The following is a 23,261-nucleotide window of genomic DNA, read 5'->3' as shown; positions in this document are numbered from 1 at the left end:
CATGCACATCGAGATCGACAAGGACCGCTGCATCGGCGCCGGACAGTGCGCCCTGACCGCGCCGGGAGTGTTCACCCAGGACGACGACGGCTTCAGCGCCCTGCTGCCCGGTCGGGAGGACGGCGCCGGCGACCCACTGGTCCGGGAGGCCGCCCGCGCCTGCCCCGTGGGCGCCATCACGCTGTCCGAGGACGAGTAGCGGGCCACGCCGACCGCCGGTCCGCCGCCGCACGCGGCGGGCCGTGGCCCAGGCGGCGTCATCCCGGCCGGCGCCGTCGTCTGGTTCGTCAGCCGCCTTCCCGAGCCCGCGCGTGGCGGGCAGTCTCGCCTGGAGACGGGCCAGGAGAACATCACGGACGCACGGGACGCGCCACGACCGCACGACGGCCCCGTGCAGAACGTCCCGGCCGAGGCTGAGGACGGCACGGGGAGCGGGCGCGAGGACGATCCAGTCGCGCGCGACGGGGACCGGGCCCGGCGGCAGGCGCCCGGCGCGGCCGGGACGGCGATCCCGCCGGGCGGGCGGCGCGGCGCGCACAGGCCGAGCCGCACGAGAATCTCGTCCTGCACTCCGGCCCGTGCCGGCAGCCCACCTGGTGGGCCATCCGCTACGTCCTGCGGGTACGCACCGATCTCAGCTTCATCGTGGCCTCCGCGCTCGGCTACTTCTACTGCGTCGGACTGCGCTCGTTCGCCACCATCTACACCACCGGCCGTTACGGCGTGACCACGTCCGTGGCCACTTCCTTGGTGCTGGTCGTCGGCATCGGGATGCTGGCCGGGGTCCTGTGCGGGGGGCGGACCGCCGACCGGTTGCCGCGCCGCGGACGGGTCAATGCCCGGGTCCTGGTGTCCACCGTCTGCATGCTGACGGTGCCGCTCCTGTTCGCCCCTGCCATCCACGCGACCTCCCTGGCTCTCGCCCTGCCGCTGCTGGTCGCCGGCACGCTGTTCCTCGGTGCGGCGCCCCCCACTGGACGCCGCCCGGCTCGACATCCTCCCCGCCCTACCTGTGGGGCACCGGCGAGGGCGTACGGACGATGCTGCGCACCCTGTGCGAAGCCGCCGCCCCCACCCTGTTCGGCTACTTCTCGGCGCACATCTTCGGCAACCAGGGTGGCGACGGCGGCACCGGACTCGAACACACGCTGCTCTTCTTCCGCCTCGCCCTGATCGCCGCCGGTCTGCTCGGCGTGATGGCCACACACACCTACCCCCGCGACCTGGCCACCGCTCAGGCATCCACCGAACAGATCGCGGCGCGTTCTTCTGGCCCACCGGACGCGGACCCGTGACTGTCAGCAGGAGCATGCCTGGGGGCCTGTGAGGCTCGGTTGTGAGCTCCTGGGGGCCCACTCCGAGCCGTGATGGATGGGCTCGGCGTGATCCCTGTGGGGCCCTTCCTGCCTGACGGGGCGTCAGGGGAGTTGGTAATGGGTCAGCATGAGTCCGGCCAGAGGCTCGAACATCTGGCAAAAAGTGCAGGTGGTTGAATTGTTCAACGACTGACGGCCGGCCTGGGAATGTAAATGTCGCTTATGCGAACTGATGCGGGTTCCCCTTGCGTTTCCTGGCCCTGGCGTGTGGCCCTACCACTTCCCTCGGGTCTGTCGTCCGAAGAGGATGCCGTCCGGTTCGGGTGGTGGGGGAGTGCCCGGCTTGAGGGGCCAGGCGATCAGCATGCCGACGACGAAGCCGACCAGGTGGGCCGCGTAGGCCACCGTTCCGGCGCCGGTGACGCCCGCGCCCGCCGAGTACGCCGCCTGCAGCAGGAACCACAGGCCCAACACGATCCAGGCCGGCAGGCGCAGGGGCAGGAAGATCAGGAACGGCACCAGGACCCACACCCGCGCCTTCGGGTAGAGGACCAGGTAGGCGCCGAGGACGCCGGCGATGGCGCCCGAGGCGCCGATCAGGGGGGTGGTGGCGTTCGGGTTCGTGAGGGCGAATCCGTATGCGGCCGCGTAGCCGCAGAGCAGGTAGAACAGCAGGTACCGCAGACGGCCCATGCGGTCCTCGATGTTGTTGCCGAAGATCCACAGGAAGAGCATGTTGCCCAGCAGGTGCAGCCAGCCGCCGTGCAGGAACATCGCCGTCAGCACGCTCAGCTCGGGTGACTTGTCGTAGTCGGGCGGTGCCACCAGGCAGCCCGGCCCCTGCGGGCCCACCCCCGTGCCGCCGGTGGGCACCAGGCGCGGCAGCTGGTGGTGGATCAGCTCCCGCGGCACGGCCGCGTACTGGTCCAGGAACGCCTGTAGGTGACAGAACTCCGCCAGGCTGCCCCCGCTGCCCGTCAGGGAACCGGCGACACCGGGCGTGAGGAACAGGAAGGCGACGAAGTTCGCGGCGAGCAGCGCGTACGTCACCCAGGGGGTGCGCCGCGCCGGATTCACGTCATGGACCGGGATGACCACATCTCACGTGTGCCCGCCCGGCCACCGGTGGAATCAGTGGTCGCCCTGAACGCCGCCGTCCGGTCGTGCGTATCCCTTCCCAACTGCCTGCGGCGCGGGGAAGGGGCCGCGGGGCCGACGTGAGGAACAGGCGATGGACGACCGAGGGACCACCGTTGCGATGCAGGCGCTGCCCGACGGCGAGGCGGAACTCACGCTCGTGGTGCGGCTTCCCTGGGAGGACGTCGCCCGGCTCGGCCAGGAGGCGGGACGGCTCGCCGCCCAGAGGCAGCGGCCGGTGACGCTGGACGAGGCGGTGAGCCACCGCCTGCGCTCCGCGCGGCCCGCCGCGGCGCACGCGCGGCCGGTCGGGGAGCAGCCGCCGGCCGTGGCTTCCGGCACCTCCAGCGCCGTCGGCGCGTCCGGGGCCTCCGGTGCCGCGGGCGTCTCCGGTGGTTCCGGTTCCTCCGTGTCGTCCCTGCCGCCCCGGCCCGCCACCGACCAGGTGCGGCCACCGGCCGAGCAGGCGCGGCAGGCGATCGAACGGATCAACGGGACCGTGTAGGACCGGCCGAGGGCGTCGGGGCTCCTGCCGTGGCGCGGATCTTCGCCGTGGCCTTGCGGGCCGCCACCAGGACCGGGTCCCAGGTGGGGGAGAAGGGCGGCGCGTAGCCCAGGTCCAGCATCGTCATCTGCTCCACCGTCATCCCGGCGGTGAGGGCGACCGCCGCGATGTCGACGCGCTTGCCCGCACCCTCCCGGCCGACGATCTGGACGCCGAGGAGACGGCCCGTGCGCAGTTCGGCGAGCATCTTCACCGTCATGGGGGAGGCGTTCGGGTAGTAGCCCGCGCGGCTGGTCGACTCGATGGTGACCGACTCGAACCGCAGCCCCGCACGGTGGGCGTCCTTCTCCCGCAGACCGGTGCGCGCGATCTCCAGGTCGCAGACCTTGCTGACCGCCGTGCCGACCACGCCCGGGAAGGTGGCGTAGTCGCCGCCGACGTTGGAGCCGATGATCTGGCCGTGCTTGTTGGCGTGCGTGCCCAGCGGGATGTGCCGCTCCTGCCCGGAGATCAGGTCGAGCACCTCCACGCAGTCGCCGCCCGCCCAGACGTTCTCGTGCCCGCGCACCCGCATCGACCGGTCGGTGAGCAGTCCGCCGTGTTCCCCCAGGGGCAGCCCCGCCGCCCGCGCCAGGCCGGTCTCGGGCCGCACCCCGATGCCGAGCACCACCACGTCCGCCGGGTACTCGGCGTCCGCGGTGGACACGGCCCGCACCCTGCCGTCGTCCCCGGTGACCAGCCCGGTGACCTCGGCGTCGTTCACCATGGTGATGCCCAGGCCCTCCATCGCCTTGTGCACCAGGAGCCCCATGTCGGGGTCCAGGGTCGCCATGGGTGCCGGGCCCCGGTTGACGACCGTCACCTCGTAGCCGCGCCTGAGCATCGCCTCGGCCATCTCCACACCGATGTACCCCGCGCCGACGACCACCGCGCGGCGGCCGTCGGCGCGGGCCAGTGTGTCCAGCAGGGCCTGGCCGTCGTCCAGGGTCTGCACGCCGTGCACCCCGGGGGCGTCCATGCCGGGCAGCTCCGGGCGGACCGGCCGCGCGCCGGTCGCGATCACGAGTTCGTCGTACGACGTCCAGGACTCGGCCCCCGACGCGACGTCCCGTGCGCGGACCCTGCTCCGGTCCGGGTCGATCTCCGTGACCTCGGTGCGCAGCCGCAGGTCGATGTCCCGCGCGCGGTGCTCCTCGGGGGTACGGGCGATCAGGGTGTCCCGGTCGGTGATGTCACCGCCCACCCAGTAGGGGATGCCGCAGGCCGAGAACGAGGTGAAGCGACCGCGCTCGAACGCCACGATCTCCAGTTCGTCCGGCCCCTTCAGCCGGCGTGCCTGGGACGCCGCGGACATCCCCGCGGCGTCCCCGCCGATCACCACCAGGCGCTCCCGCGCGCCCGGGGCCGCGGACGCGCGCGTGTTCGTACCAGTACCAGTACCAGTGCTCCTGCTCGTGTGCTCGTTCGTGCTCATACGAACACGCTACGGGGGCCGCGTACTTCGGGTCCGGCCCTACGGGGTCTCCTCCGGTGCCCGAGCCGGTGCGGGCAGCGGCGCGGACAGCGGCGTGGACGCCGGCTCGGGCCGCGTGCGGCGGGGCAGCCGGGGGCGTACGCCCTTCAGCCACAGGAGGGCGCCCAGCGCCGCCACCGCCGCGAACGGCAGCACCGCGCCCAGCGCCACCGCGAGCCAGCGCAGCATCGTCATGAACGCCCCCCAGCCGCCGGCGAGCGCGTCCAGGAACCCGGGGTCGTCGTCCTTCGCGGGCCGCTCCACCGGCGTCTCGGACAGGGTCAGGGTGATGGTGGCGAGGCTGGTGCGGTCCTTCAGGGACTCCTGCCGGGCGAGCAGCGCCTCCAGGTCGGCCTGGCGGGTGCTGAGTTCGCCCTCCAGGGTGACCACGTCGCTGAGCCGGGTGGCCCGGTCCATCAGTTCGCGGATCCGGACCACGCTGGCGCGCTGCGTCGTGATCCGGCTCTCCACGTCGACGACCTGGTCGGTGACGTCCTCCGCCTTCGCGCGGCGTTCGACGAGCTTGCCGGCGCCCTCGAGTTCCGTGAGCACCGCGTCGTACTTCTCCACGGGTACGCGCAGCACCACGCGCGTGCGCTCACGGCCCTTCCCGTCCCGGCGGGTGGTCTCGTCGCCGATGTAGCCGCCCGCGTTCTCGGTGGCCGTGCGGGCCTCGTCCAGGGCCTTCGGCGCGTCCTCGACCTGCACGGTCAGCGAGGCGGTGCGGATGATGTGGGCCGTGCCGTTCCTGTTCGAGGGCGGCGCGGTCGCCCGCGAGCCCTCCGCCGCCGAGCCGCCGGGCGCCCCGTCCTGCGCCGCCTCCCCTGCTGCTTCTCCCGCCGCCGTGCCCGCCCGGGCGTCCGCCTGCGGGGCGGCGGCCTTGTCGGCGGACGCCCCGGCGGAGTCGGTGTCCGAGGCGCCGCATCCGGTCAGGGCGAGAGCGGCGGCCAGCAGCAGACCGGCCATCGCGTGGACCGGCCGGCCGGTTCGGCCGGATCGTACGGGGTGTGCAGGGCGTGCGGCTCGTGGTGTGCGCATGCGGGTTCCCCCCCCAGGGGTGGCGATCACTGACGTTCCTTCGACGCCGGGGGCGGGCCGAACGTTGGCGCGAAACGGTTCCGAAGCGGTCACGGTAGGGACTCGTCAGGGCCGGATGGCCCTGGCGGGAACGCGGGCCGAGTCTGAGAGGGTGGAGCCATGAGCGGATCACGTGCGGGCGCGGAACAGCAGGTCGTCGTCGTGGGGGCCGGTATCGCCGGCCTGGCCGCCGCGCACCGGCTGCTCGGGCGCGGGGCGCGGGTGACCGTGCTGGAGGCCTCGGACCGGGTCGGCGGCAAGCTGCTGCCCGGCGAGATCGCGGGCGCGCGCGTGGACCTCGGCGCCGAGGCGATGCTGGCCCGCCGCCCGGAGGCGGTGACCCTCGCCCGCGAGGTGGGCCTCGGCGACCGGCTCCAGCCCCCGGCCACCGCGACGGCCTCGCTGTGGACCCGCGGCGCCCTGCGCCCCATGCCCAAGGGCCATGTCATGGGCGTCCCCGGCACGGCCGCCGCCCTGGCCGGTGTGCTCTCCGACGAGGGCCTCGCCCGGATCGAGCGCGACGCCGCACTGCCCCGCACCGAGGTCGGCGACGACATCGCCGTCGGGGAGTACGTGGCGGCCCGGCTGGGCCGCGAGGTCGTCGACCGGCTGGTCGAGCCCCTGCTGGGCGGGGTGTACGCGGGCGACGCGTACCGCATCTCGATGCGCGCGGCGGTCCCCCAGTTGTTCGAGGCCGCGCGCGCCCACACCTCCCTGACCGAAGGGGTGCGGGAGATCCAGGCCAGGGCCGCCGCCGCGCAGCAGACCGGGCCGGTGTTCATGGGCATCGAGGGCGGAGTGGGCACCCTCCCGCTCGCCGTCGCCGAGTCGGTGCGGGCACGCGGCGGGGAGATCCGCACCGGTACCCCGGTCACCGAACTGCGCCGGGAGCCGGCCGGCGGCTGGCGGATCGTCGCCGGGCAACGGGAGCTGTACGCCGACGCGGTCGTCGTCGCCGCGCCCGCCCCGGAGGCCGCGCGGCTGCTGCGCGCCGAGGCGCCCGGGGCCTCCGCCGAGCTCACCGGCGTCGAATACGCCTCCATGGCGCTCATCACGCTCGCCTACCGCCGCGCGGAGACCGGCCTCCCCGCCGGCAGCGGGTTCCTGGTGCCGCCGGTCGACGGCCGCACCATCAAGGCGTCCACGTTCGCCTCGCACAAATGGGGCTGGATCGCCGAGGAGGACCCCGGCCTCACCGTCCTGCGCACCTCCGTCGGCCGGCACGGCGAGACGGAGATCCTCCGCCGTGACGACGCCGACCTCGTCGAGGTCTCCCGGCACGACCTGAAGGCCGCCACCGGCCTGGACGCCACCCCCGTGGCCACCCGCGTCACCCGCTGGCACGACGGACTGCCCCAGTACCCCGTCGGCCACCACGCGCGCGTGGCGCGCATCCGCGAGCACCTCGCCGTCCTTCCCGGGCTGGCCGTGTGCGGCGCGGCCTACGACGGCGTCGGCATCCCCGCGTGCATCGCGAGCGCGTACACCGCCGTCGACCAGATCCAGATCCACGGTGGCCTGCCGCACGGCGTGCGGCAGGCCACCGCCGACCCGATGCAAAGCCTCCATGGAGGGGCAGGAGAATAAGGGACATGAGCGACGCCACCACCACCCCCGACCCCGCACGGATCCCGAACAAGGGCAAGCTGGCCAAGGACCTCAACGAGGTCATCCGCTACACCCTCTGGTCCGTCTTCAAGCTGAAGGACGTGCTGCCCGAGGACCGCGCCGGGTACGCCGACGAGGTCCAGGAGCTGTTCGACCAGCTCGCCGCCAAGGACGTCGTCGTCCGCGGGACGTACGACGTCTCCGGTCTGCGTGCCGACGCCGATCTCATGATCTGGTGGCACTCCGAGAGCAGCGACCAGCTCCAGGAGGCCTACAACCTGTTCCGCCGCACCAAGCTGGGCCGGGCCCTCGAGCCGGTGTGGTCGAACATGGCACTGCACCGCCCCGCCGAGTTCAACCGCTCGCACATCCCGGCGTTCCTCGCCGACGAGACGCCCCGCAACTACGTGAGCGTCTACCCCTTCGTGCGCTCCTACGACTGGTACCTGCTGCCCGACGAGGACCGCCGCCGTATGCTCGCCGACCACGGCAAGATGGCCCGCGGCTTCCCCGACGTGCGCGCCAACACGGTCCCCTCGTTCTCCCTCGGCGACTACGAGTGGGTCCTCGCCTTCGAGGCCGACGAGCTGTACCGGATCGTCGACCTCATGCGGCACCTGCGCGGCTCCGAGGCCCGGATGCACGTCCGTGAGGAGATCCCGTTCTACACGGGCCGCCGCAAGGACATCGCCGAACTGGTCGCCGGCCTCGCCTGATCAGGCGGCGGGCCGGGGCTCCGGCTCCGCCTGCGGCTCAGGCTCCGGTTCCGGGCGCGGCGCGCAGGACGCGCGCCGCCCCGGGACCCGGCCGGTCAGCAGGTACGCCTCCAGGTGGCCGTTCACACAGGCGTTGGGCCCGCCCGCGACACCGTGGGTGCCGGTGCCCCGCTCGGTCACCAGCGCCGAACCCGCGAGCCGCCGGTGCAGCTCCAGCGCCCCGGCGTACGGGGTCGCCGCGTCCCGTTCGGCCGCCAGGATCAGCGTCGGCGGCAGCTCACCCGCCCCGGCCCGGACGTCCGGCGGCCGCTGCCGGGGCGCCGGCCAGAAGGCGCACGGCAGGTTCGTCCACACGTTGGCCCAGGTCTCGAACGGCGCCCGGCGGGCCAGCCGGGTGTTGTCCCGGTCCCACACCGCCCAGTCCGTCGGCCAGGGCGCGTCGTTGCACTCCACGGCGACATAGACCGCGCGCGCGTTCTCCGTCTCCGCCGCCGCCCCGGGCTGCGGCTCCGCCTGCTCGGTCAGCGGCCCCGGATCGCCCTTCAGGTAGGCCGACAGGGCGTGCGCGCGATGCGGCCAGTGGTCGTCGTAGTACCCGGTCTGCAGGAACGCCGACTGCAGTTGCCCCGGACCCACCTTCCCGCCCGCCGGTTCCCGCGCGAGCCGCGCGCTCACCTTCTCGTAGCTGCGGAGCACCTCCGCGGGCGTGTCGCCGAGCCCGTACACGTCGTGGTGCCGGGCCGCCCATGCCCGGAAGTCCGCCCAGCGGTCCTCGAACGCCGCCGACTGGTCGAGGTTGTTGCGGTACCAGATCCGCTCCGGGTCCGGGTGCACCGCCGAGTCGAACACCATCCGCCGGACGTGCGAGGGGAACATCGTGGCGTACAGCGCCCCGAAGTAGGTCCCGTACGACGCCCCCATGAACGTCAGCCGGGGCTCCTTCAGCGCGGCGCGCAGCACGTCCAGATCGCGCGCGTTGTTCAGGGAGTGGTAGTGCCGGAGCGCGTCGCCGGCCCGCTCCGCGCAGCCGCGCGCGTACGCCCTGGCCTGCGCGACGCGCTCGCGCTTGTACGCCTCCGAGGGATGCGCCGGCGCCTGCGTGGGGCCCTGGACGGACTTCTCCGGGTCCTCGCAGGACAGCGGCGCGGACCGGCCCACCCCGCGCGGTGCGTAGCCGACGAGGTCGTAGGCCCCCGCGATCCGCTTCCACCAGGGGAGCAGGCCGATGAGCGGGAAGTACGTGCCGTCGGCGCCCGGCCCGCCCGGGTTGTGGACCAGGGCGCCCTGCCGGGGCACCTCGCGGCTGCCGTCGTCCGGGTCCTTCCCGGTGGCCCGGACGCGGCTGACGGCGAGTCCGATCTGCCGGCCGTGCGGGTGGGCGTAGTCGAGCGGGACGGTGACCGTGCCGCACTCGATGGTGCCGGGCAGGTCCTGCGCGTCGGGGCAGGCGCCGAACCCGATGCCCTCGGCCGCGGCGCGCGCGGCGGCCACCGCGGTGCCGCGCAGCTCGGCCGCGCCGGGGGCGTCCGGGGCCGGGGCGGCGGCCGGGGCGGCGGCATTCGGGGCGGCACCCGGGGCGGCGGTGGCGCTGCCGGTCGGCGCGACGGCCAGGGTGGTGAGCAGCAGGGACCCGGCGGCCGCGTGGACGACGGCAGTTCTCATCGCATGTTCCCCTTCGGTGCACGGCGGCGACGAAAGGGATGTTTCGTTCGGTGGTCGGGGAAGGCAAGCACCGTTCGCCGGTGTCGGCGTCAATGCCCCCGTGCGCCCCCGCGGCCCCGGTCCTGCCGAGGGTGCGGGTGCTCGCGGTGTGCGAAGGTCGCACGCGGATCCGGTTCACCGACCGCGCGGACGCCGCGCAGGGCGACGGAGGTGAGATACGTACGGTCGTCACCGGCCCCGCGGGTGCCGCGGGGCAGGGCGCCCAGCAGCACCCGTCGCGTGGCCCGGGCCAGCCGCACCACCGGCCGGTGGGACCGCGGCTTCGGCCCCGACCGCTCCAGCCACCACTCCCGCAGCTCCCGCCGGGTCCGCCCGTCCTCCGGCCGCCCGGCGAGCAGCAGGTGCTCCACGAAGTCCAGCGCGTCCCGCCGGTACCCCTCGGTCATCGGCCGGCTCTGCGCGTACGCGAGGAAGGCGGCCCGGTACCCCTCGCCGAGCAGCACCGGCAACTCGGGCGCCACCTTGGCGACGACGCCCGCCCGCTTCGCGGCCAACGCCCGCGCCTGCACCGCCATCCGTCCCCGGTCGAACCCCTCGGGCACGGGCGTCCCGGCGACCAGCGCGGACAGCACCGAGGTCTGCGCGAGCGCGAGGCGCTGCCGCGCGGGTTCACCGGAGCCGGGGTCCGGCGTGGACCCGGCGCGCGAGCCGGCTGCACCGGTGCCCTTCGCCGCCCGTGCCCCGGCCCGCACGGCCGCCCCCTTCTCCACCGCCTCCCGGATGGACGCCAACTCCCGCTCCAGTTCGCCCGGTTCGGGGAAGTTCTCGTCCCGCTCCAGCAGCACGCCGGGAGGGGAGACCCTGGACGTGAGGTCGGTGAGGATGTCCAGCACCGGTCGGGGAACGGGATGGGCGTGGCTGTCGTGCCAGACCCCGTCCCGCTCGACGCCGCCCGCGACATGGACGTACGCGATGGCCTCCAGGGGCAGTTCGGCGAGCGCCCGCGCGGGGTCCTCGCCGCGGTTGACGTGGTTGGTGTGCAGATTGGCCACGTCGACGAGCAGCCGCACTCCGGTGCGGTCGGCCAGCTCGTACAGGAACTGGCCCTCGGTCATCTCCTCGCCGGGCCACGAGAACAGTGCCGCGATGTTCTCCACGGCGAGCGGCACGGGCAGCGCGTCCTGGGCGATCCGGACGTTCTCGCACAGCACGTCGAGCGCGTCCCGGGTCCGTGGCACCGGCAGCAGGTGCCCCGCCTCGAGCCGCGGGGAGGCACTGAGCGGCCCACCCGCCCGGACGAACGCGATGTGCTCGGTGACCAGCGGCGCCCCCAGCGCCGTGGCCCGCTCGGCGAGCGCCGCCAGCCGCCCCGCGTCCGGCCGCTCCGCCCCGCCGAGCCCGAGCCCGACCCCGTGCGGCACGACGGTCACCCCGCGCTCGCGCAGCCGCAGCAGCGATGCGGGGAGATGCCCGGGACACACGTTCTCGGCCACCGCCTCGACCCAGTCGATCCCCGCCATCCCCTCCACGCCCTCGGCGATCTCCGGCCGCCACCCGATCCCCGCCCCCAGTCGCACCGTCATTCCCCCTCCTCCACCAGGCCCCCGTCGGCCGCCCTGTCGGGCGTGCCGTGGGTATGACCCCGAACGACACCTCCGAACCCGTCCCGGCCCACCTTCAGAGCAACATTTGAGCTTGGGGTGATCGGCCGGAGGCCGGACCATGGCGCTGACCGGAACACCGATCACTGTCTCAATCGCTTGACACAGTTCCTTCCGCGGCGGCCGCCACCGACAGCAAGGCGAAGCTCGCGGAACACGCGCGCGCCTACGCGGCTGCCGTCGGCCGGCTCGGTGTCTCGAACGAGGAGGCACTGGCGGCGATCCGTCATGCTCTCGCGAGTCTCGGCACCCACTGACACCGAGCAGAGTGTCAGCGCAGGGCCGGGTGGTCCGCCACCACGGTGCTGGAGCCGGGGGCGATCTCGGTGAAGCCCGCGTCGCGGACCAGGGGGAGGCCGCTGGTGGTCAGGGTCGGCCAGTGGGAGGGGGCGGCGGGGCGGACGGAGAGGGGGAAGCCGGCGTGGTGCCAGGCGGTGCGGTCCTCGTCGGTCAGCTCCCACCAGGCCAGCTGGCCGGTGTGGTGGTCGCCCTGTTCGTCAACTGATCCGGTCCACCGTCTCCAGGTCCCCCGTCGCCTCCGGGCGGCGGGGGACCTTTCGCATGCCCGGACTTAGGCTGCGGACGTGATTGAGACCATCGTGTTCGACGTCGGAGAGACGATCACCCGGGACGACCGCTACTGGGCGTCCTGGGCCGACTGGCTGGACATCCCCCGTCATACTCTGTCCGCTCTCGTTGGTGCCGTCGTCGCCCAGGGCGAGGACAACGCCGAAGCCCTCCGGCTGGTGCGGCCGGGCATCGACGTGGCTGCCGAGTACCAGGCTCGCGACGCCGCCGGCCGCGGGGAGAACCTGGACGAGAGTGACCTGTACGACGACGTCCGCCCGGCGCTGTCCGCGCTGCGTGAGCTGGGCGTGCGCGTGGTCATCGCCGGGAACCAGACACCGCGCGCGGGGCAGCTGCTGCGCGACCTGAGCCTTCCGGCGGACCTGATCGTCACCTCGGGGGAGTGGGGCGTCGCGAAGCCGCAACCCGCGTTCTTCCATAGGGTTCTCGAGGTCGCGCAGGCGGCCCCGGGCGCGACTCTGTACGTCGGCGACCATCCGGCCAACGACGTGTTCCCCGCGAAGGCGGCGGGGCTGCGTACGGCGCATCTTCGTCGCGGACCGTGGGGGTACCTGTGGGCGGACGACTCGGAAGTCGTAGCGGCGGCTGATTGGCGGATCGACAGTCTCACCCAGCTCACCGGCATCGTTGGCGGCTGACCGGCATGAAACGGCCCCACCAGCCGGATGGTTGGTGGGGCCGTTCCGTACACGCGGCGTGCAGACGCGAGTACCGTTCGGAGTGGACGCACCGAACTGGAGCCAGTATGCCCGCACACGCTGATGGCGGGGTAGGCTGCCGGATCGCCTACTACCGCAGCGTCATGCGGCCGAAGCTGACGCAGCAGCAGCTCGCCGACGCGGCCTGCGTCGCGCTCGGCACCATCCGGAAGATCGAGCGAGGCGAGCGAGGCGTCACCGACGCCACCCTGGAAGCCATCGCCGACGCTCTCGGTATCGACCCCGGCCGTCTGCGCACCGACCGAGGCACAGCGCACACCCGCGTCCACGACGCGCTGCCCGCGCTCTCTGCCGCGATCGCCACCTACGACGTCCCCGAGGACGGCCCTGTCCGCCCTCTGCAGGATCTGCGAACAGCGGTCACGGACGCCGCCCGGTGGCGGGTAGCAGCCCAATACACGCGGATCGTGCGCGCGTTGCCGGACCTGCTGACCGAGCTCGCCCGCGCCTACCACGGGGCTCCCGACGAAGACCGCGCCGAACTCGCCGCCCTCCTGGTCAAGGCGTACCGCTCCGCTGACGCTGTCGCCTACAAGTTCGGTGCCCGGGACCTGTCCGCCCGCCTGGTCGAACTGATGCGGTGGGCCGCCCCCGAAGCCGACGATCCGGCACTGACCGCGTCCGTCGCCTACGTGCGTACGGAGACCTTCTTCGCTGCCCGCGCCCACACGGCCGGCCTGCGTGCGTTGGAGCGGGCGCTGGATGCCGCACCTGCTCCGACGGCCGCCCCGGCGATCGCTGCCCGCGGCGCGCTGCACATGCGGGCCGCGGTCATCGCCGGACGGGCCCACGACGCCTCAGCCGCAGACCACCACCTTGCTGAAGCCCGCACGTTCGCCGACCAGGTCCCCGAGGATGTGTACTGCGGTACCGCCTTCGGCCCGGACTCCGTGAAGATCCACGAGGTGTCCGTCGCCGTCGGCCTCGGAGACGACCACGTCGGCCGCGCCCTGGCCGTCGCCAGCGAGTGGAAGCCGCCCAAGAATCTGCCGGCCGAACGCCGCTCCGCGTTCTACATCGAACTCGCCCGGGCGCAGCTATGGACCGGCCTGGCCGACGACGCCTTCGAGTCGTTGAAGGTCGCCCGGCACATTGCTCCGCAGCACACTCGCGAGCATCCGTGGGTCCGCGAGGACGCGGCCACGCTGCGCCGCTTGAAGCGTGCAGACTCGGAGACTCTTACCAACTTCGCGGAATGGTGCGCCGCCACCTGAGCGAGCTACCCCAACTACCCCTCGCCGGGGTACTTGTGGCTTCTCCCTTCCCCCACCATCTGTTGCACGCGCAGGAACCAGCAGATGGGAGCCGGGGATGTCTTATGTACTTCGGCCCGCGCCCACGGTCATCGACGGGCGTGTGAGCATCGTCCGACTGCACGGTGAGGCGTGCTTCGACTGTGGAGCCGTCAACCGGACCCTGCGCGCGGCTGGGCACGTCGTGGTCCGTGGCAGCACTCGCGTGTGGGAGATCTTCACGTGCGGGTGCCGCAGTCAGAGGGCCGCCGCGTGACCGGCGTACGGACCGAGACCCCGGCGACCGTCGCACAACGGTCCCGGGGCGTGGCCAACGCTGCAAGGAGCGTCGACACCATGAACGCTACAGTCCTCCGAAGGCCCGGGGTCAAGATGACCCTTCACGTCTACACCGTGGACCGGCACGGCAAGGTCCTCGCGGACCACGGCATCACCGTGGTCCGCGACCGCCAGACGCCGCCGATCCCGTTCACCGACGCGTACCCGCCGTGCCAGTGCCCGCGCCACCGGGCCGGACAGGCGGCCACCCGGTGACCGCCGCCCAGCCCCAATCGTCCGAGGCTGCACCAGTCGACATCGTCCCGATGCGGACTGCCGTGAGCCGGCTGCTCGCCGACGACGCCGTCCTGCCCACCGAGGAGGAGCTGGAGACACTGCTGCTCCAGCTGCGCGGGCATCTCATGCTGTTGATCCCCGAGGTGGAGACGACGGCCGCGAAGCTCCCCGACGGCAACATCCCCGGGCACTGCGCGCGGGCCTGCGTCGGCGAGGCGCGGATGAAACTCGGAGTGGAGCCACCCGCCTCGTTCCCCCGCCGGGTGGGGCACGCGCAGAAACTCGCCCGCGTCCTGCGCGCCCTCGTCGACCACAGCGAAACCCTGGACGGCGAGTCCCGGTGAGAGCCGTCGTCGGCCTCTTGGTCTACGTGGCCGTCGTCTCGGGCCCGGTGTTCGCCCTGGTGCTGGCGCGGACCCCGAACTGACGCACCCCCACGGCGACCGCAGGGACAGGGTCGCACCCCTCGAACGCCTCTCCCGTCGTGGTCCGCAAGCCGCGGCGGGAGGGGTCCCGCCCGTCCCGTCGAAGGACCGCAAGCCTTTGGCGGGACGGGTTCCACAGACCCCCGCCCCCAGGACCCCGAACCTTGGCAGGCCCGGCCCTGGGGGCGGGTTCATCCCCAATAAGAGAGGAAGATCCGTTGTTCGTTCACTCTGACCGATTCCCGGTCTCGTCGCCGCTTCCGTCCGGCGTGCCCACCGCCGCCCCGTGGGGTGTCAGCCGTATGGCTCCCTACCCGACGATGGCTCCCGACTACGCGCGTGCCGAACTCGACCCGACCACCCAGATCGCCGTCTTCTTCAACGAGGCCGGCCAGGTCGTGGAGATGGGCAAGCACGGCACCAGCACGGGCACCCGCCCGTCCACGGGCACCAGCCCTGACGGGTCCGGCGGTACGTCGGACTCCGACACGGGGAGCGACAGCGACCAGTGAGTGAGCCGCGTCCGGTGTTGGTCGTCACCAGCCTGCACGACCCCACCGTCGACGTGGTGATCCGCGAGCTGCACGACCGGGATGTCCCGGTCGTGCGGCTCGACTCGGGGGATTTCCCCGCATCACTGTCGGTGGAGGCAGAGATCACCTCGAGCGGCTTACAGGGCCGCCTTCACACTCCGTCCCGCACGGCCGATCTGGCGAACGTGCGGGCGCTGTACTACCGGCGCCCGTCGGGCTTCGCCTTCCCCCACCTGAGCAAGCAGGACGCCCAGTTCGCCGTCACCCAGGCCCGGTACGGACTCGGGGGCGTACTCGCCTCGCTGCCCGGCTGCCTGTACGTCAACCACCCCCACCGCATCGGAGACGCAGAGTTCAAGCCCTCCGGCCTGGCCGCCGCGGCGGCGGCCGGCTTCCTGCTCCCGCCCACGCTCGTCACGTCCAGCCCCGACGCAGCGCGGGCCTTCATCAAGCAGCACGGCCCGGTCATCTACAAGCCGCTGCACAATCCGGTGTACTTGGTCGACGGCATCTCCAACGTGGTGAAGGTCGCCGAAGTGGCTGCCGAGGACATCGACGACAGCGTGGCCGGGACGGCGCACTTGTTCCAGCAGCGGGTCGACAAGGCCGCGGACGTGCGGGTCACCGTCATCGGCGAGACGGTCTTCGCCGTCCGTATCGACTCGGATCTGCTGGACTGGCGCACCGACTACAGCCGCCTGCGCTACAGCGTCGACACGCCCCCGCCCGGTGTTACCGAGGCCCTGCACGCCTACCTGTCCCACTTCGGTCTCGTCTTCGGCGCTTTCGACTTCGCCGTCGACCACGAGGGCCGATGGTGGTTCCTCGAGTGCAACCCGTCCGGCCAGTGGTACTGGCTGGAACACGAGACCGGCCTGCCGATGCTCGCGGCCATGGCCGACCTCCTGGAAAGGACGACCCGCTGATGACCGACATGGACTCCACCGCCCTACGTTGGGCGCTGGCAGACCACCTCGCCGCAGACGGTTCCCTGCGCACCGAGCCGTGGCGGAAGGCCGTCGAAGCCGTGCCCCGGCACGAGTTCCTGCGCGGCGGCTTCTTCGAGCGGTCCGCAGATGCCTGGCGGCCGGTGCTGGCCGATACCGACGGCTGGCTTGAGCGCTGCTACGCGGACGAGTCGCTGGTCACCCAGATCGCGGGCACCATCGTTCCCTGCGATATCCGCGGTGAGATCCTGCGCGCCCCCACTTCGTCCAGCACGCTGCCTAGCCTGGTCGTGCGGATGCTGGAAGATCTCCAAGTTGAGGAAGGCCACCGGGTGCTGGAGATCGGCACCGGCACGGGCTACTCCACTGGGCTGCTCTGCCACCGGCTCGGAGACGACCTGGTGACATCGGTGGAGGTGGACGCTGAGGTGTCCCGCCGGGCCGGCGCCGGTCTGGGCGCCTGCGGCTACTTCCCGGAGTTGGCCGTCGGTGACGGCTTGGTCGGGCACAAGGACGGTGTCCCATACGATCGGCTGGTCGCCACCTGCGGAGTGCTGGAGCTACCGTACGCCTGGATCGAGCAGACCAAGCCGGGCGGAATCGTCCTCGCCACCGTGTGCGGCTGGATGCATTCCTCAGAGCTGGCCCGGCTGACCGTCGGTGATGACGGGGTGGCCCACGGCCGGTTCCTCGGGGGGCAGATCTCGTTCATGCTCGCCCGGCCGCAGCTGCCGCCACCGCTCGGCATGCTCCCCGACCTCGAGTCCGGGGAGGAGCGGTCGGCCCGGCTCGGTGCCGACGTCCTGAACGGCTGGGACGCGCGGTTCGTTGCCCAGCTCGCGGCCCCGCGCGCTCAGCGTCTGAGCCTGACGCTCGCCGACAAGACCCAGCACGTCATGGTTGACGTGGAGGCAGGCGCCTGGGCAGCTCTCACCAGGGAGGGTGAGCAGTGGACCGTCCGCCAGGGCGGGCCTGCGCAGCTGTGGGACCAGGTTGAGGACCACTTGCTCCGCTGGCGGGCGGACGGCTCTCCGGCCCCGGACCGCTTCGAGGTCATCGTCACGCCGGAGGCTCAGAGGATCACCTGGCCGAAGAGCTGACGGCTCCCTGACCGGCCCCGCTCGTCTGCTTGCCCCGTGGCGGATGGGCGGGGCCTCTTCGTGCCTGGGGTCAGTCGGTGAGGACGGAGACGCGGGTGCCGATTACGGCGGCGATGCGCAGCAGCTCGCTGTAGCGGGGGTCGGCCTCGCCAGACTCGATGCCCTGGAGGATGCGGCGGGGGTCCCGGTGGCTTCGCTGAGGGATTCCTGGGTGTGGTGGGCGGCGGCGCGCAGGTCTCCGATGCGTTCGCCCAGCTCCCGGCGCCGTTCGATGACCCAGTCCGGGTGCTCACGGGGCACTCGACAAAGCTGGACGGCCCGTGTTCAGACGTCAGCGTCAGCCTTGGCGCTTTTGGTGACAGGGCGTCAGGTGTTGGTGTGCTGCCCTGCCGGGGTCCGCAAGCTCCCGGCGGGGCGGCGAGGAGGGACGCAGGAGTTCACCGGAGGGCCGGGTGGTCCGCCACCACGGTGCTGGAGCCGGGGGCGATCTCGGTGAAGCCCGCGTCGCGGACCAGGGGGAGGCCGCTGGTGATCAGGGCCGGCCAGTGGGAGGGGACGGCGGGGCGGACGGAGAGGGGGAAGCTGGCGTCGCGCCAGGCGGTGCGGTCCTCGTCGGTCAGCTCCCACCAGGCCAGCTGGGCGGCGTGGCCCGCCTGGGCCATGGCCTTGCCCGCCGACATGTCGAGGTCGGGGCTGAGCCACAGGACGGGGGCGGTGGGGTCCGCCGGGGGCACGGGCTCCCGGTCCTCCAGGTCGGTGCCGGAGACCTGGAGGCGGGCCAGGTCCTTGGGCCAGCCGTCCAGCGGGACCGGCGGGAAGACGCGGACCTCCGCCGACGTGCCGGTGACCGTGATGCCCGGCAGGGCCTCCGCGCGGCGCCACTCCGCGCCGCGGGCCCGGCGCACCACCTTGCGGATGCGGGCGTCCTGCCAGTCGCGCATCACCCGCGCCCACTCGCCCTCGCCCGTCGACCGCTCGTCGGCCAGCATCACCAGGACCGCGCGGGCCGCCGTCTCCAGCGCGTCGGTACGGGCCGGGGGTGCGGCCCGCTCGATGCGCGCCACCAGCGGCAGCACGAACTGGGGTGCCGCGTCACGGGCACTGGACTCATGACGGAAGGGGCTGTCGGTGGCAGGCGTCCGGTCGTTGTTCACTGGAACAGTCTGCCAAGTCACCGGGCACCGGCCACCGTCACCCCGAGCAGGACGTGCGCTCGGCCTCGGTCTTCGACAGCCGGGAGCAGATGGACCGGCTCGCGGAGATGGGCATGGCCGAGGGGCTGAAGCAGGCGATCGGCCCGATGGACGACCTGCTGGCGGCCTGACCCGCGTACGGGCCGCGTACGGACCGCGCGGGGGCGGCCGGGGCTCTCCCCGGCCGCCCCCGCGTCCGTCACCGCCGCCAGGGGCCGGTGACCGCGAACGTCGTGCCGGGGGAGTAGCAGTTGACGTACATCGTTTGGCCGTCGGGGGAGAAGGCGACCCCGGCGAACTCGCCCCACTCCGGTTTCTCGGGCGTGCCCACGTTCTGGCGGTTGCGCGCCATCGCGTACACCTCGCCGCGCCGGGTGACGCCGTAGACGTGCTGCGCGCCGCCGCCGTCCTCGCAGACCATCAGGCCGCCGCTGGGGGCGAGGCAGATGTTGTCCGGCGACTCGCCGGGCAGTTGCACGTCGGTGTCCGGCCCGAAGACGATCACCAGCGTCAGCCGCCGCCGGTCCGGGTCGTAGCGCCAGATCTGCCCGTAGTGGTCACCGGCCGACCCCTCGGCGCTGCGGGCGAAGGACGACACGAAGTACACCGACCGGCCGCCCCAGTAGCAGCCCTCCAGCTTCTGCGCGTGCGTGATGCCGCCGGCGCCGAAGTCCTGGAAGCGGATGGGGGTTTCGGCGGCCTGCGGGTCCGGCACGTCCACCCACTCGACGCGGTCGAAGCGCGCGCCCGTCTCCTGGATCGAGGACAGGTCGGGCACCCCGGGCACCCGCATCGCCTGGAGCCGGCCGCCCGCGCGCAGCGAACCGGTGCCGCCGAGCGGCTTGTCCGGCAGGAAGCGGTAGAAGAGCCCGAAGGGCCGTTCGAACGCGTCCTCCGTCTCGTAGACGACACCCCGCTGCGGGTCGACCGCGACCGCCTCGTGCTGGAAGCGGCCCATCGCGGTGAGCGGCACGGCACCCGTGCGGCGCGGGTCGGCCCCGTCGACCTCGAAGACGAAGCCGTGATCCTTGGTGTAGCCGTTGGTGCCCGCCTTGTCCTCGGTCTCCTCGCAGGTCAGCCAGGTGCCCCAAGGCGTCGGCCCGCCCGCGCAGTTGACGGCGGTACCGGCGATCGCGACCCGTTCCGAGAGCACCCGGCCACGGGAGTCCAGGGTCAGTGCCGTACAGCCGCCCTTGCCCTGCGGGTCGTACGTCAGCCCGTCGATCACCGGGACCGGGGCCCTGCCGTTGGCCCGGTTCTCGTGGTTGCGGACGAGATGGACGCGGCCGTGCCCGCCCGCGAAGGCGGCCATGCCGTCCGGGTTGGAGGGGACGGGGCCCTCGCCGGAGCGCAGTGCGTCACCCTCGCGGGAGAGCACCCGGTAGCGGAAGCCCCTCGGCAGGTCGAGCAGCCCGTCGGGGTCGGGGACGAGGGGGCCGTAGCCGTGGTGGCCGAGGTTCTGCGCGGCGGCGGCAGCGGGGGTGAACAGCTCGGAGAGGGAGCCGGAGAACGCGATGCCGATTCCCAGGGCGCCGGAACGGGCGAGCAGGTGGCGTCGTGTCGTGGGGGAGGGGCCGGTGGCGGATCCGGCGGACTCCGTGGGTCCGGTGGGCTCAGTGGTCCCTGGTGCGGTCATGGTGGGGGAACCTTCCTGCTGGCGGACAGGAACTGTGACCCGCCGTGTCTATCACCTGCCGTGAGTCACGGGAACCACGCGTGAAGCAGGTGTCACGGGCCCGGGGACCGGTCGGGTGGCGGCCCCGGTTCGTCGGGGGGTGGTCCCGGTTCCTTCAGGGCGCGCTCCGTCGGCGCAGGCTGCTGGGCGGACCGTTCCAGGAAGCGCAGCAGCTCCACCGGGAAGGGCAGCACCAGGGTGGAGTTCTTCTCCGCGGACACGGCCACGATCGTCTGCAGCAGTCGCAGCTGCAGCGCGGAGGGGGTGTCCGCCATCTGCTGGGCGGCCTCGGCCAGTTTCTTCGACGCCTGCAGTTCGGCGTCGGCGTTGATGACCCGGGCCCGCCGCTCGCGGTCGGCCTCCGCCTGCCGGGCCATGGACCGCTTCATGGTCTCGGGCAGCGAGACGTCCTTGATCTCGACCCGGTCGATCTGCACGCCCCAGCCGACCGCCGGGCTGTCGATCATCAACTCCAGGCCCTCGTTGAGTTTCTCCCGGTTGGACAGCAGGTCGTCGAGGTCGCTCTTGCCGATGATCGAGCGCAGTGAGGTCTGCGCCATCTGGGAGACCGCGAACCGGTAGTCCTCGACGTTGACGAGTGCGGCGGAGGCGTTGACGACCTTGAAGTAGACGACCGCGTCCACCCGCACGGTGACGTTGTCCCGGGTGATGCCCTCCTGCGCGGGCACCGGCATCGTGACGATCTGCAGATTGACCTTGTGCAGCCGGTCCACCCCGGGAAGGATCATGGTGAACCCGGGTGGGCGCTCCCCGCCGCGCAGCCGGCCGAGCCGGAAGACCACGCCGCGCTCGTACTGCTTGACGACCCGCGCCGCCGCGGTGAGATAGACGATGCCCGCGGCGCCGGTGGCGACGACCGCGGTGATCAGCTCCTCGACCATGACGACCTCCCGTTCAGAGGCCTGCTCCCTGAGCATGTGCCCGCTTCTGCCACGATATGCCCGGTATCGGGTCCGCGGCCACGGTCCGAGGTCGAGGGCTCGGGGTACCGGGCGCGGGGGCACCCGGCCCCGGGGCTACGGGGCCCCGGTGAGCCGGCCGGCGTCCCGGGCCAGCGCGGTGAGCCGGGAGATCGCCCGGAAGTACTTCTTGCGGTAGCCGCCCTTCAGCATCTCCTCGCTGAACAACTGGTCGAAGGGCAGCCCCGAGGCGAGTACGGGTACCTCGCGGTCGTAGAGCCGGTCGGCGAGGACGACCAGCCGCAGCGCCGTCGACTGGTCCGGTACCGGCCGCACACCGGTGAGGCACACCGCGGCGAGCCCGTCGGTGAGGGCGCCGTAGCGGCTGGGGTGCACCTTCGCGAGGTGCTCCAGCAGATCCGCGAAGCCGTCCAGCGAGGCGCCCTCGGTGGCGTACGCCGTCTTGGTCACCAGTTCGTCGGTGTACGGCGGCGGTGCCTCGGGCAGACCGCGGTGGCGGTAGTCCTCGCCGTCGATGCGCAGGGCGCGGAAGTGGGCCGACAGGCCCTGGATCTCGCGCAGGAAGTCGGCCGAGGCGAACCGGCCCTCGCCGAGCTTGCCGGGCAGCGTGTTGGAGGTGGCGGCGAGCGCGACCCCCGCCTCGACCAGCTTGCCGAGCAGGGTGGAGACGAGCACGGTGTCGCCGGGGTCGTCCAGTTCGAACTCGTCGATGCACAGCAGCCGGTGCCCGGAGAGCGTCCGCACCGTCTGCTGGAAGCCGAGGGCGCCGACCAGGTTGGTCAGCTCCACGAAGGTGCCGAACGCCTTGAGCGCGGGCTCGGCCGGGGTGGCGTGCCACAGGGAGGCCAGCAGGTGGGTCTTGCCGACGCCGTAACCGCCGTCGAGGTAGACACCGCGCGGGCCGGCCGGGGCGGGCTTCGCCGGCTTTCCGAAGCCGAACAGCCGGCGCCTGCCGGAACCGCCGCCCGGCGCTCCGCCGAGACCCGCCGCGAAGCCGTCGAGGACGCGCACGGCCTCGGTCTGGCTGGGCTGGTCCGGGTCGGGTATGTAGGTGCCGAAACGGACCGCGTCGAACCGGGGCGGGGGCACCATCTCGGCGACGAGCCGGTCCGCGGGGACGTGCGGCTCACGGGCGCACAGGGACAGCGGGGCCGCATCGGCCGAGGGAGCGAGCCCGGAGGCGGGGGAGGAGGACGACACGCTTACTCATGTTACGGGGCGTGGAACACTGCACGGCATGCGACGTCTCTTCCCTGTGACCGACGAAACAGCAGCTCCCGCCGGGGGGACGACCGGTACCTCCCGCGCGGGAGAGGGCCCGGAGGGCCGGGAGTGGAGCCTGGCCGAGCTGGCCGCCGCGTACGCCTACCCGGGGCCGGGGCCCGGTGGGGACCGGCAGCCGTGGCTGCGGGCCAACATGGTGTCCACGCTCGACGGAGCCGCCCAGCACGAGGGCCGCTCGCAGCCCATCTCCAGCCCGGCCGACATGCGCGTCTTCGGCACGCTGCGGGCCCTCGCGGACGTCGTGCTCGTCGGCGCGGAAACGGTTCGGCTGGAGGGCTACCGTCCGGCCCGCGCCCGTGCCGAGTTCGCGGCGGCGCGCGAGGCGGCCGGGCAGGGCCCCGCGCCGGCGGTCGCCGTGGTCTCCGCCGGTCTGGACCTGGACTTCTCCCTGCCGCTGTTCACCACCCCGCTGGTGGACACCCTGGTCCTGACCGGTGCCGCCGCGCCCCCCGACCGGATCGCCGCCGCCGAGGCGGCCGCCGGGACCCGGGTGGTGATCGCGGGGGACGGCACCGGAGTGGATCCGGCCCGCGCGGTGCGGGCCCTCGCGGAACGGGGGCACACCCGGCTGCTGACCGAGGGCGGGCCGCGGCTGCTGGGCCAGCTGGTGGCGGCCGGAGTGCTGGACGAGCTCTGTCTGACCGTCGCCCCGATGCTCGTCGCGGGTGACGCTCAGCGCATCGCCGGCGGACCGTCTGTGACACTTCCGAGTCGTTTCACGCTGAAATCGATGTTGGAGGAGGACGGTTTTCTTTTCACGCGGTACGCGCGGTCCTGACCGGACGGGCGGACCCGAGCCCTCCGGCGGTGTCCGGGAACGTCCAGGAGCACCCGGATGCGCGTTCAATGGTTA

Annotated in this window: 22 protein-coding genes and 2 pseudogenes; 14 read left to right on the top strand and 10 right to left on the bottom strand. The window is 72.9% G+C overall.

What is annotated here, in order from left to right; translation table 11 throughout:
- Window position 1: 1 nt before the first annotated feature.
- From ACTWJ9_RS05635 to ACTWJ9_RS05625, 3 genes and pseudogenes are all read left to right on the top strand, one after another.
- Window positions 2–199 (top strand): ferredoxin, encoded by a 198-nt coding sequence (locus ACTWJ9_RS05635; RefSeq protein ID WP_055571498.1) that lies wholly within the window; start codon window positions 2–4, stop codon window positions 197–199.
- Window positions 200–564: 365 nt separating this feature from the next.
- Window positions 565–960, top strand: a pseudogene (locus tag ACTWJ9_RS05630) (hypothetical protein); the annotation flags it as partial.
- 80 nt (window positions 961–1,040) lie between these two features.
- Window positions 1,041–1,295: a hypothetical protein gene (locus ACTWJ9_RS05625; RefSeq protein WP_387038303.1), complete on the top strand. Its 255-nt coding sequence runs from the start codon at window positions 1,041–1,043 to the stop codon at window positions 1,293–1,295.
- Between the two features lie 294 nt (window positions 1,296–1,589).
- On the opposite strand, the gene ACTWJ9_RS05620 is transcribed toward ACTWJ9_RS05625, so the two are convergent.
- On the bottom strand, window positions 1,590–2,414 hold the full coding sequence (locus tag ACTWJ9_RS05620; protein ID WP_443295270.1) for a rhomboid family intramembrane serine protease: 825 nt from the start codon (window positions 2,412–2,414) through the stop codon (window positions 1,590–1,592).
- 133 nt (window positions 2,415–2,547) lie between these two features.
- On the opposite strand from ACTWJ9_RS05620, the gene ACTWJ9_RS05615 reads away from it, so the two are divergent.
- Window positions 2,548–2,958 (top strand): hypothetical protein, encoded by a 411-nt coding sequence (locus tag ACTWJ9_RS05615; protein ID WP_279333066.1) that lies wholly within the window; start codon window positions 2,548–2,550, stop codon window positions 2,956–2,958.
- Here ACTWJ9_RS05615 and ACTWJ9_RS05610 read toward each other — a convergent pair.
- Window positions 2,942–4,312 carry an FAD-dependent oxidoreductase gene (locus ACTWJ9_RS05610; protein WP_387038314.1) on the bottom strand — a complete coding sequence of 457 codons (1,371 nt, stop codon included), beginning with the start codon at window positions 4,310–4,312 and terminating at the stop codon, window positions 2,942–2,944. The genes ACTWJ9_RS05615 and ACTWJ9_RS05610 overlap by 17 nt on opposite strands.
- A gap of 159 nt (window positions 4,313–4,471) precedes the next feature.
- Window positions 4,472–5,509: a DUF4349 domain-containing protein gene (locus ACTWJ9_RS05605; RefSeq protein WP_388702095.1), complete on the bottom strand. Its 1,038-nt coding sequence runs from the start codon at window positions 5,507–5,509 to the stop codon at window positions 4,472–4,474.
- A gap of 159 nt (window positions 5,510–5,668) precedes the next feature.
- On the opposite strand from ACTWJ9_RS05605, the gene hemG reads away from it, so the two are divergent.
- Together hemG and hemQ are read left to right on the top strand one after the other, a co-directional pair.
- Window positions 5,669–7,135, top strand: a complete 1,467-nt coding sequence (gene hemG, locus ACTWJ9_RS05600) for a protoporphyrinogen oxidase (protein ID WP_279333061.1) — start codon at window positions 5,669–5,671, stop codon at window positions 7,133–7,135.
- A gap of 5 nt (window positions 7,136–7,140) precedes the next feature.
- Window positions 7,141–7,872: a hydrogen peroxide-dependent heme synthase gene (gene hemQ / locus ACTWJ9_RS05595; RefSeq protein ID WP_279333060.1), complete on the top strand. Its 732-nt coding sequence runs from the start codon at window positions 7,141–7,143 to the stop codon at window positions 7,870–7,872.
- Here the strand turns inward: hemQ and ACTWJ9_RS05590 are convergent, their stop codons facing one another.
- The 3 genes and pseudogenes from ACTWJ9_RS05590 to ACTWJ9_RS05580 all read right to left on the bottom strand — a co-directional run.
- Entirely contained in the window at window positions 7,873–9,534 is a 1,662-nt protein-coding gene (locus tag ACTWJ9_RS05590; RefSeq protein WP_443295269.1) for an alpha/beta hydrolase, read from the bottom strand.
- A gap of 89 nt (window positions 9,535–9,623) precedes the next feature.
- Complete coding sequence (locus ACTWJ9_RS05585) at window positions 9,624–11,117, bottom strand: DUF692 domain-containing protein (protein ID WP_443295268.1); 1,494 nt, start codon at window positions 11,115–11,117, stop codon at window positions 9,624–9,626.
- Window positions 11,118–11,466: 349 nt separating this feature from the next.
- Window positions 11,467–11,676, bottom strand: a pseudogene (locus ACTWJ9_RS05580) (peptidyl-tRNA hydrolase); the annotation flags it as partial.
- A 103-nt stretch (window positions 11,677–11,779) separates the two neighbouring features.
- On the opposite strand from ACTWJ9_RS05580, the gene ACTWJ9_RS05575 reads away from it, so the two are divergent.
- The 7 genes from ACTWJ9_RS05575 (at window position 11,780) to tgmC (ending at window position 17,315) form a co-directional block, all read left to right on the top strand.
- Window positions 11,780–12,421: an HAD family hydrolase gene (locus ACTWJ9_RS05575; RefSeq protein WP_387041173.1), complete on the top strand. Its 642-nt coding sequence runs from the start codon at window positions 11,780–11,782 to the stop codon at window positions 12,419–12,421.
- Window positions 12,422–12,528: 107 nt separating this feature from the next.
- Entirely contained in the window at window positions 12,529–13,716 is a 1,188-nt protein-coding gene (locus ACTWJ9_RS05570) for a helix-turn-helix domain-containing protein (RefSeq protein ID WP_387041170.1), read from the top strand.
- Between the two features lie 375 nt (window positions 13,717–14,091).
- Entirely contained in the window at window positions 14,092–14,289 is a 198-nt protein-coding gene (locus ACTWJ9_RS05565; protein WP_443295267.1) for a hypothetical protein, read from the top strand.
- 50 nt (window positions 14,290–14,339) lie between these two features.
- Window positions 14,340–14,654 (top strand): DUF6415 family natural product biosynthesis protein, encoded by a 315-nt coding sequence (locus ACTWJ9_RS05560; protein WP_387041168.1) that lies wholly within the window; start codon window positions 14,340–14,342, stop codon window positions 14,652–14,654.
- A gap of 140 nt (window positions 14,655–14,794) precedes the next feature.
- Window positions 14,795–15,247: a putative ATP-grasp-modified RiPP gene (gene tgmA, locus ACTWJ9_RS05555; protein WP_387041166.1), complete on the top strand. Its 453-nt coding sequence runs from the start codon at window positions 14,795–14,797 to the stop codon at window positions 15,245–15,247.
- Window positions 15,244–16,194 carry an ATP-grasp ribosomal peptide maturase gene (gene tgmB / locus ACTWJ9_RS05550; protein ID WP_387041164.1) on the top strand — a complete coding sequence of 317 codons (951 nt, stop codon included), beginning with the start codon at window positions 15,244–15,246 and terminating at the stop codon, window positions 16,192–16,194. The genes tgmA and tgmB overlap by 4 nt, the downstream gene beginning before the upstream one ends.
- On the top strand, window positions 16,194–17,315 hold the full coding sequence (gene tgmC / locus ACTWJ9_RS05545) for an ATP-grasp peptide maturase system methyltransferase (protein ID WP_443295266.1): 1,122 nt from the start codon (window positions 16,194–16,196) through the stop codon (window positions 17,313–17,315). Before tgmB ends, tgmC begins: the two co-directional genes overlap by 1 nt.
- Before the next feature lie 437 nt (window positions 17,316–17,752).
- On the opposite strand, the gene ACTWJ9_RS05540 is transcribed toward tgmC, so the two are convergent.
- The 4 genes from ACTWJ9_RS05540 to zapE form a co-directional block, all read right to left on the bottom strand.
- A complete protein-coding gene (locus ACTWJ9_RS05540; RefSeq protein ID WP_443295265.1) occupies window positions 17,753–18,469 on the bottom strand; it encodes a peptidyl-tRNA hydrolase in 717 nt (238 codons plus the stop codon).
- A 238-nt stretch (window positions 18,470–18,707) separates the two neighbouring features.
- Window positions 18,708–20,144, bottom strand: coding sequence for a PhoX family protein (locus ACTWJ9_RS05535; protein WP_279333054.1), 1,437 nt, complete (start codon window positions 20,142–20,144; stop codon window positions 18,708–18,710).
- Window positions 20,145–20,236: 92 nt separating this feature from the next.
- Window positions 20,237–21,085: a slipin family protein gene (locus ACTWJ9_RS05530; protein WP_279337891.1), complete on the bottom strand. Its 849-nt coding sequence runs from the start codon at window positions 21,083–21,085 to the stop codon at window positions 20,237–20,239.
- 135 nt (window positions 21,086–21,220) lie between these two features.
- Window positions 21,221–22,324 (bottom strand): cell division protein ZapE, encoded by a 1,104-nt coding sequence (zapE, locus tag ACTWJ9_RS05525; protein WP_279333053.1) that lies wholly within the window; start codon window positions 22,322–22,324, stop codon window positions 21,221–21,223.
- Window positions 22,325–22,361: 37 nt separating this feature from the next.
- Here zapE and ACTWJ9_RS05520 point away from each other — a divergent pair, with 37 nt between their 5' ends.
- Complete coding sequence (locus ACTWJ9_RS05520; RefSeq protein ID WP_279333052.1) at window positions 22,362–23,186, top strand: pyrimidine reductase family protein; 825 nt, start codon at window positions 22,362–22,364, stop codon at window positions 23,184–23,186.
- Window positions 23,187–23,261: the final 75 nt, after the last annotated feature.

This window comes from Streptomyces sp. GDS52, from assembly GCF_052246875.1.
GTDB classification, from domain to species: Bacteria; Actinomycetota; Actinomycetes; order Streptomycetales; family Streptomycetaceae; genus Streptomyces; species Streptomyces cathayae.
This window is presented reverse-complemented; position numbering and strand designations above follow the sequence as displayed.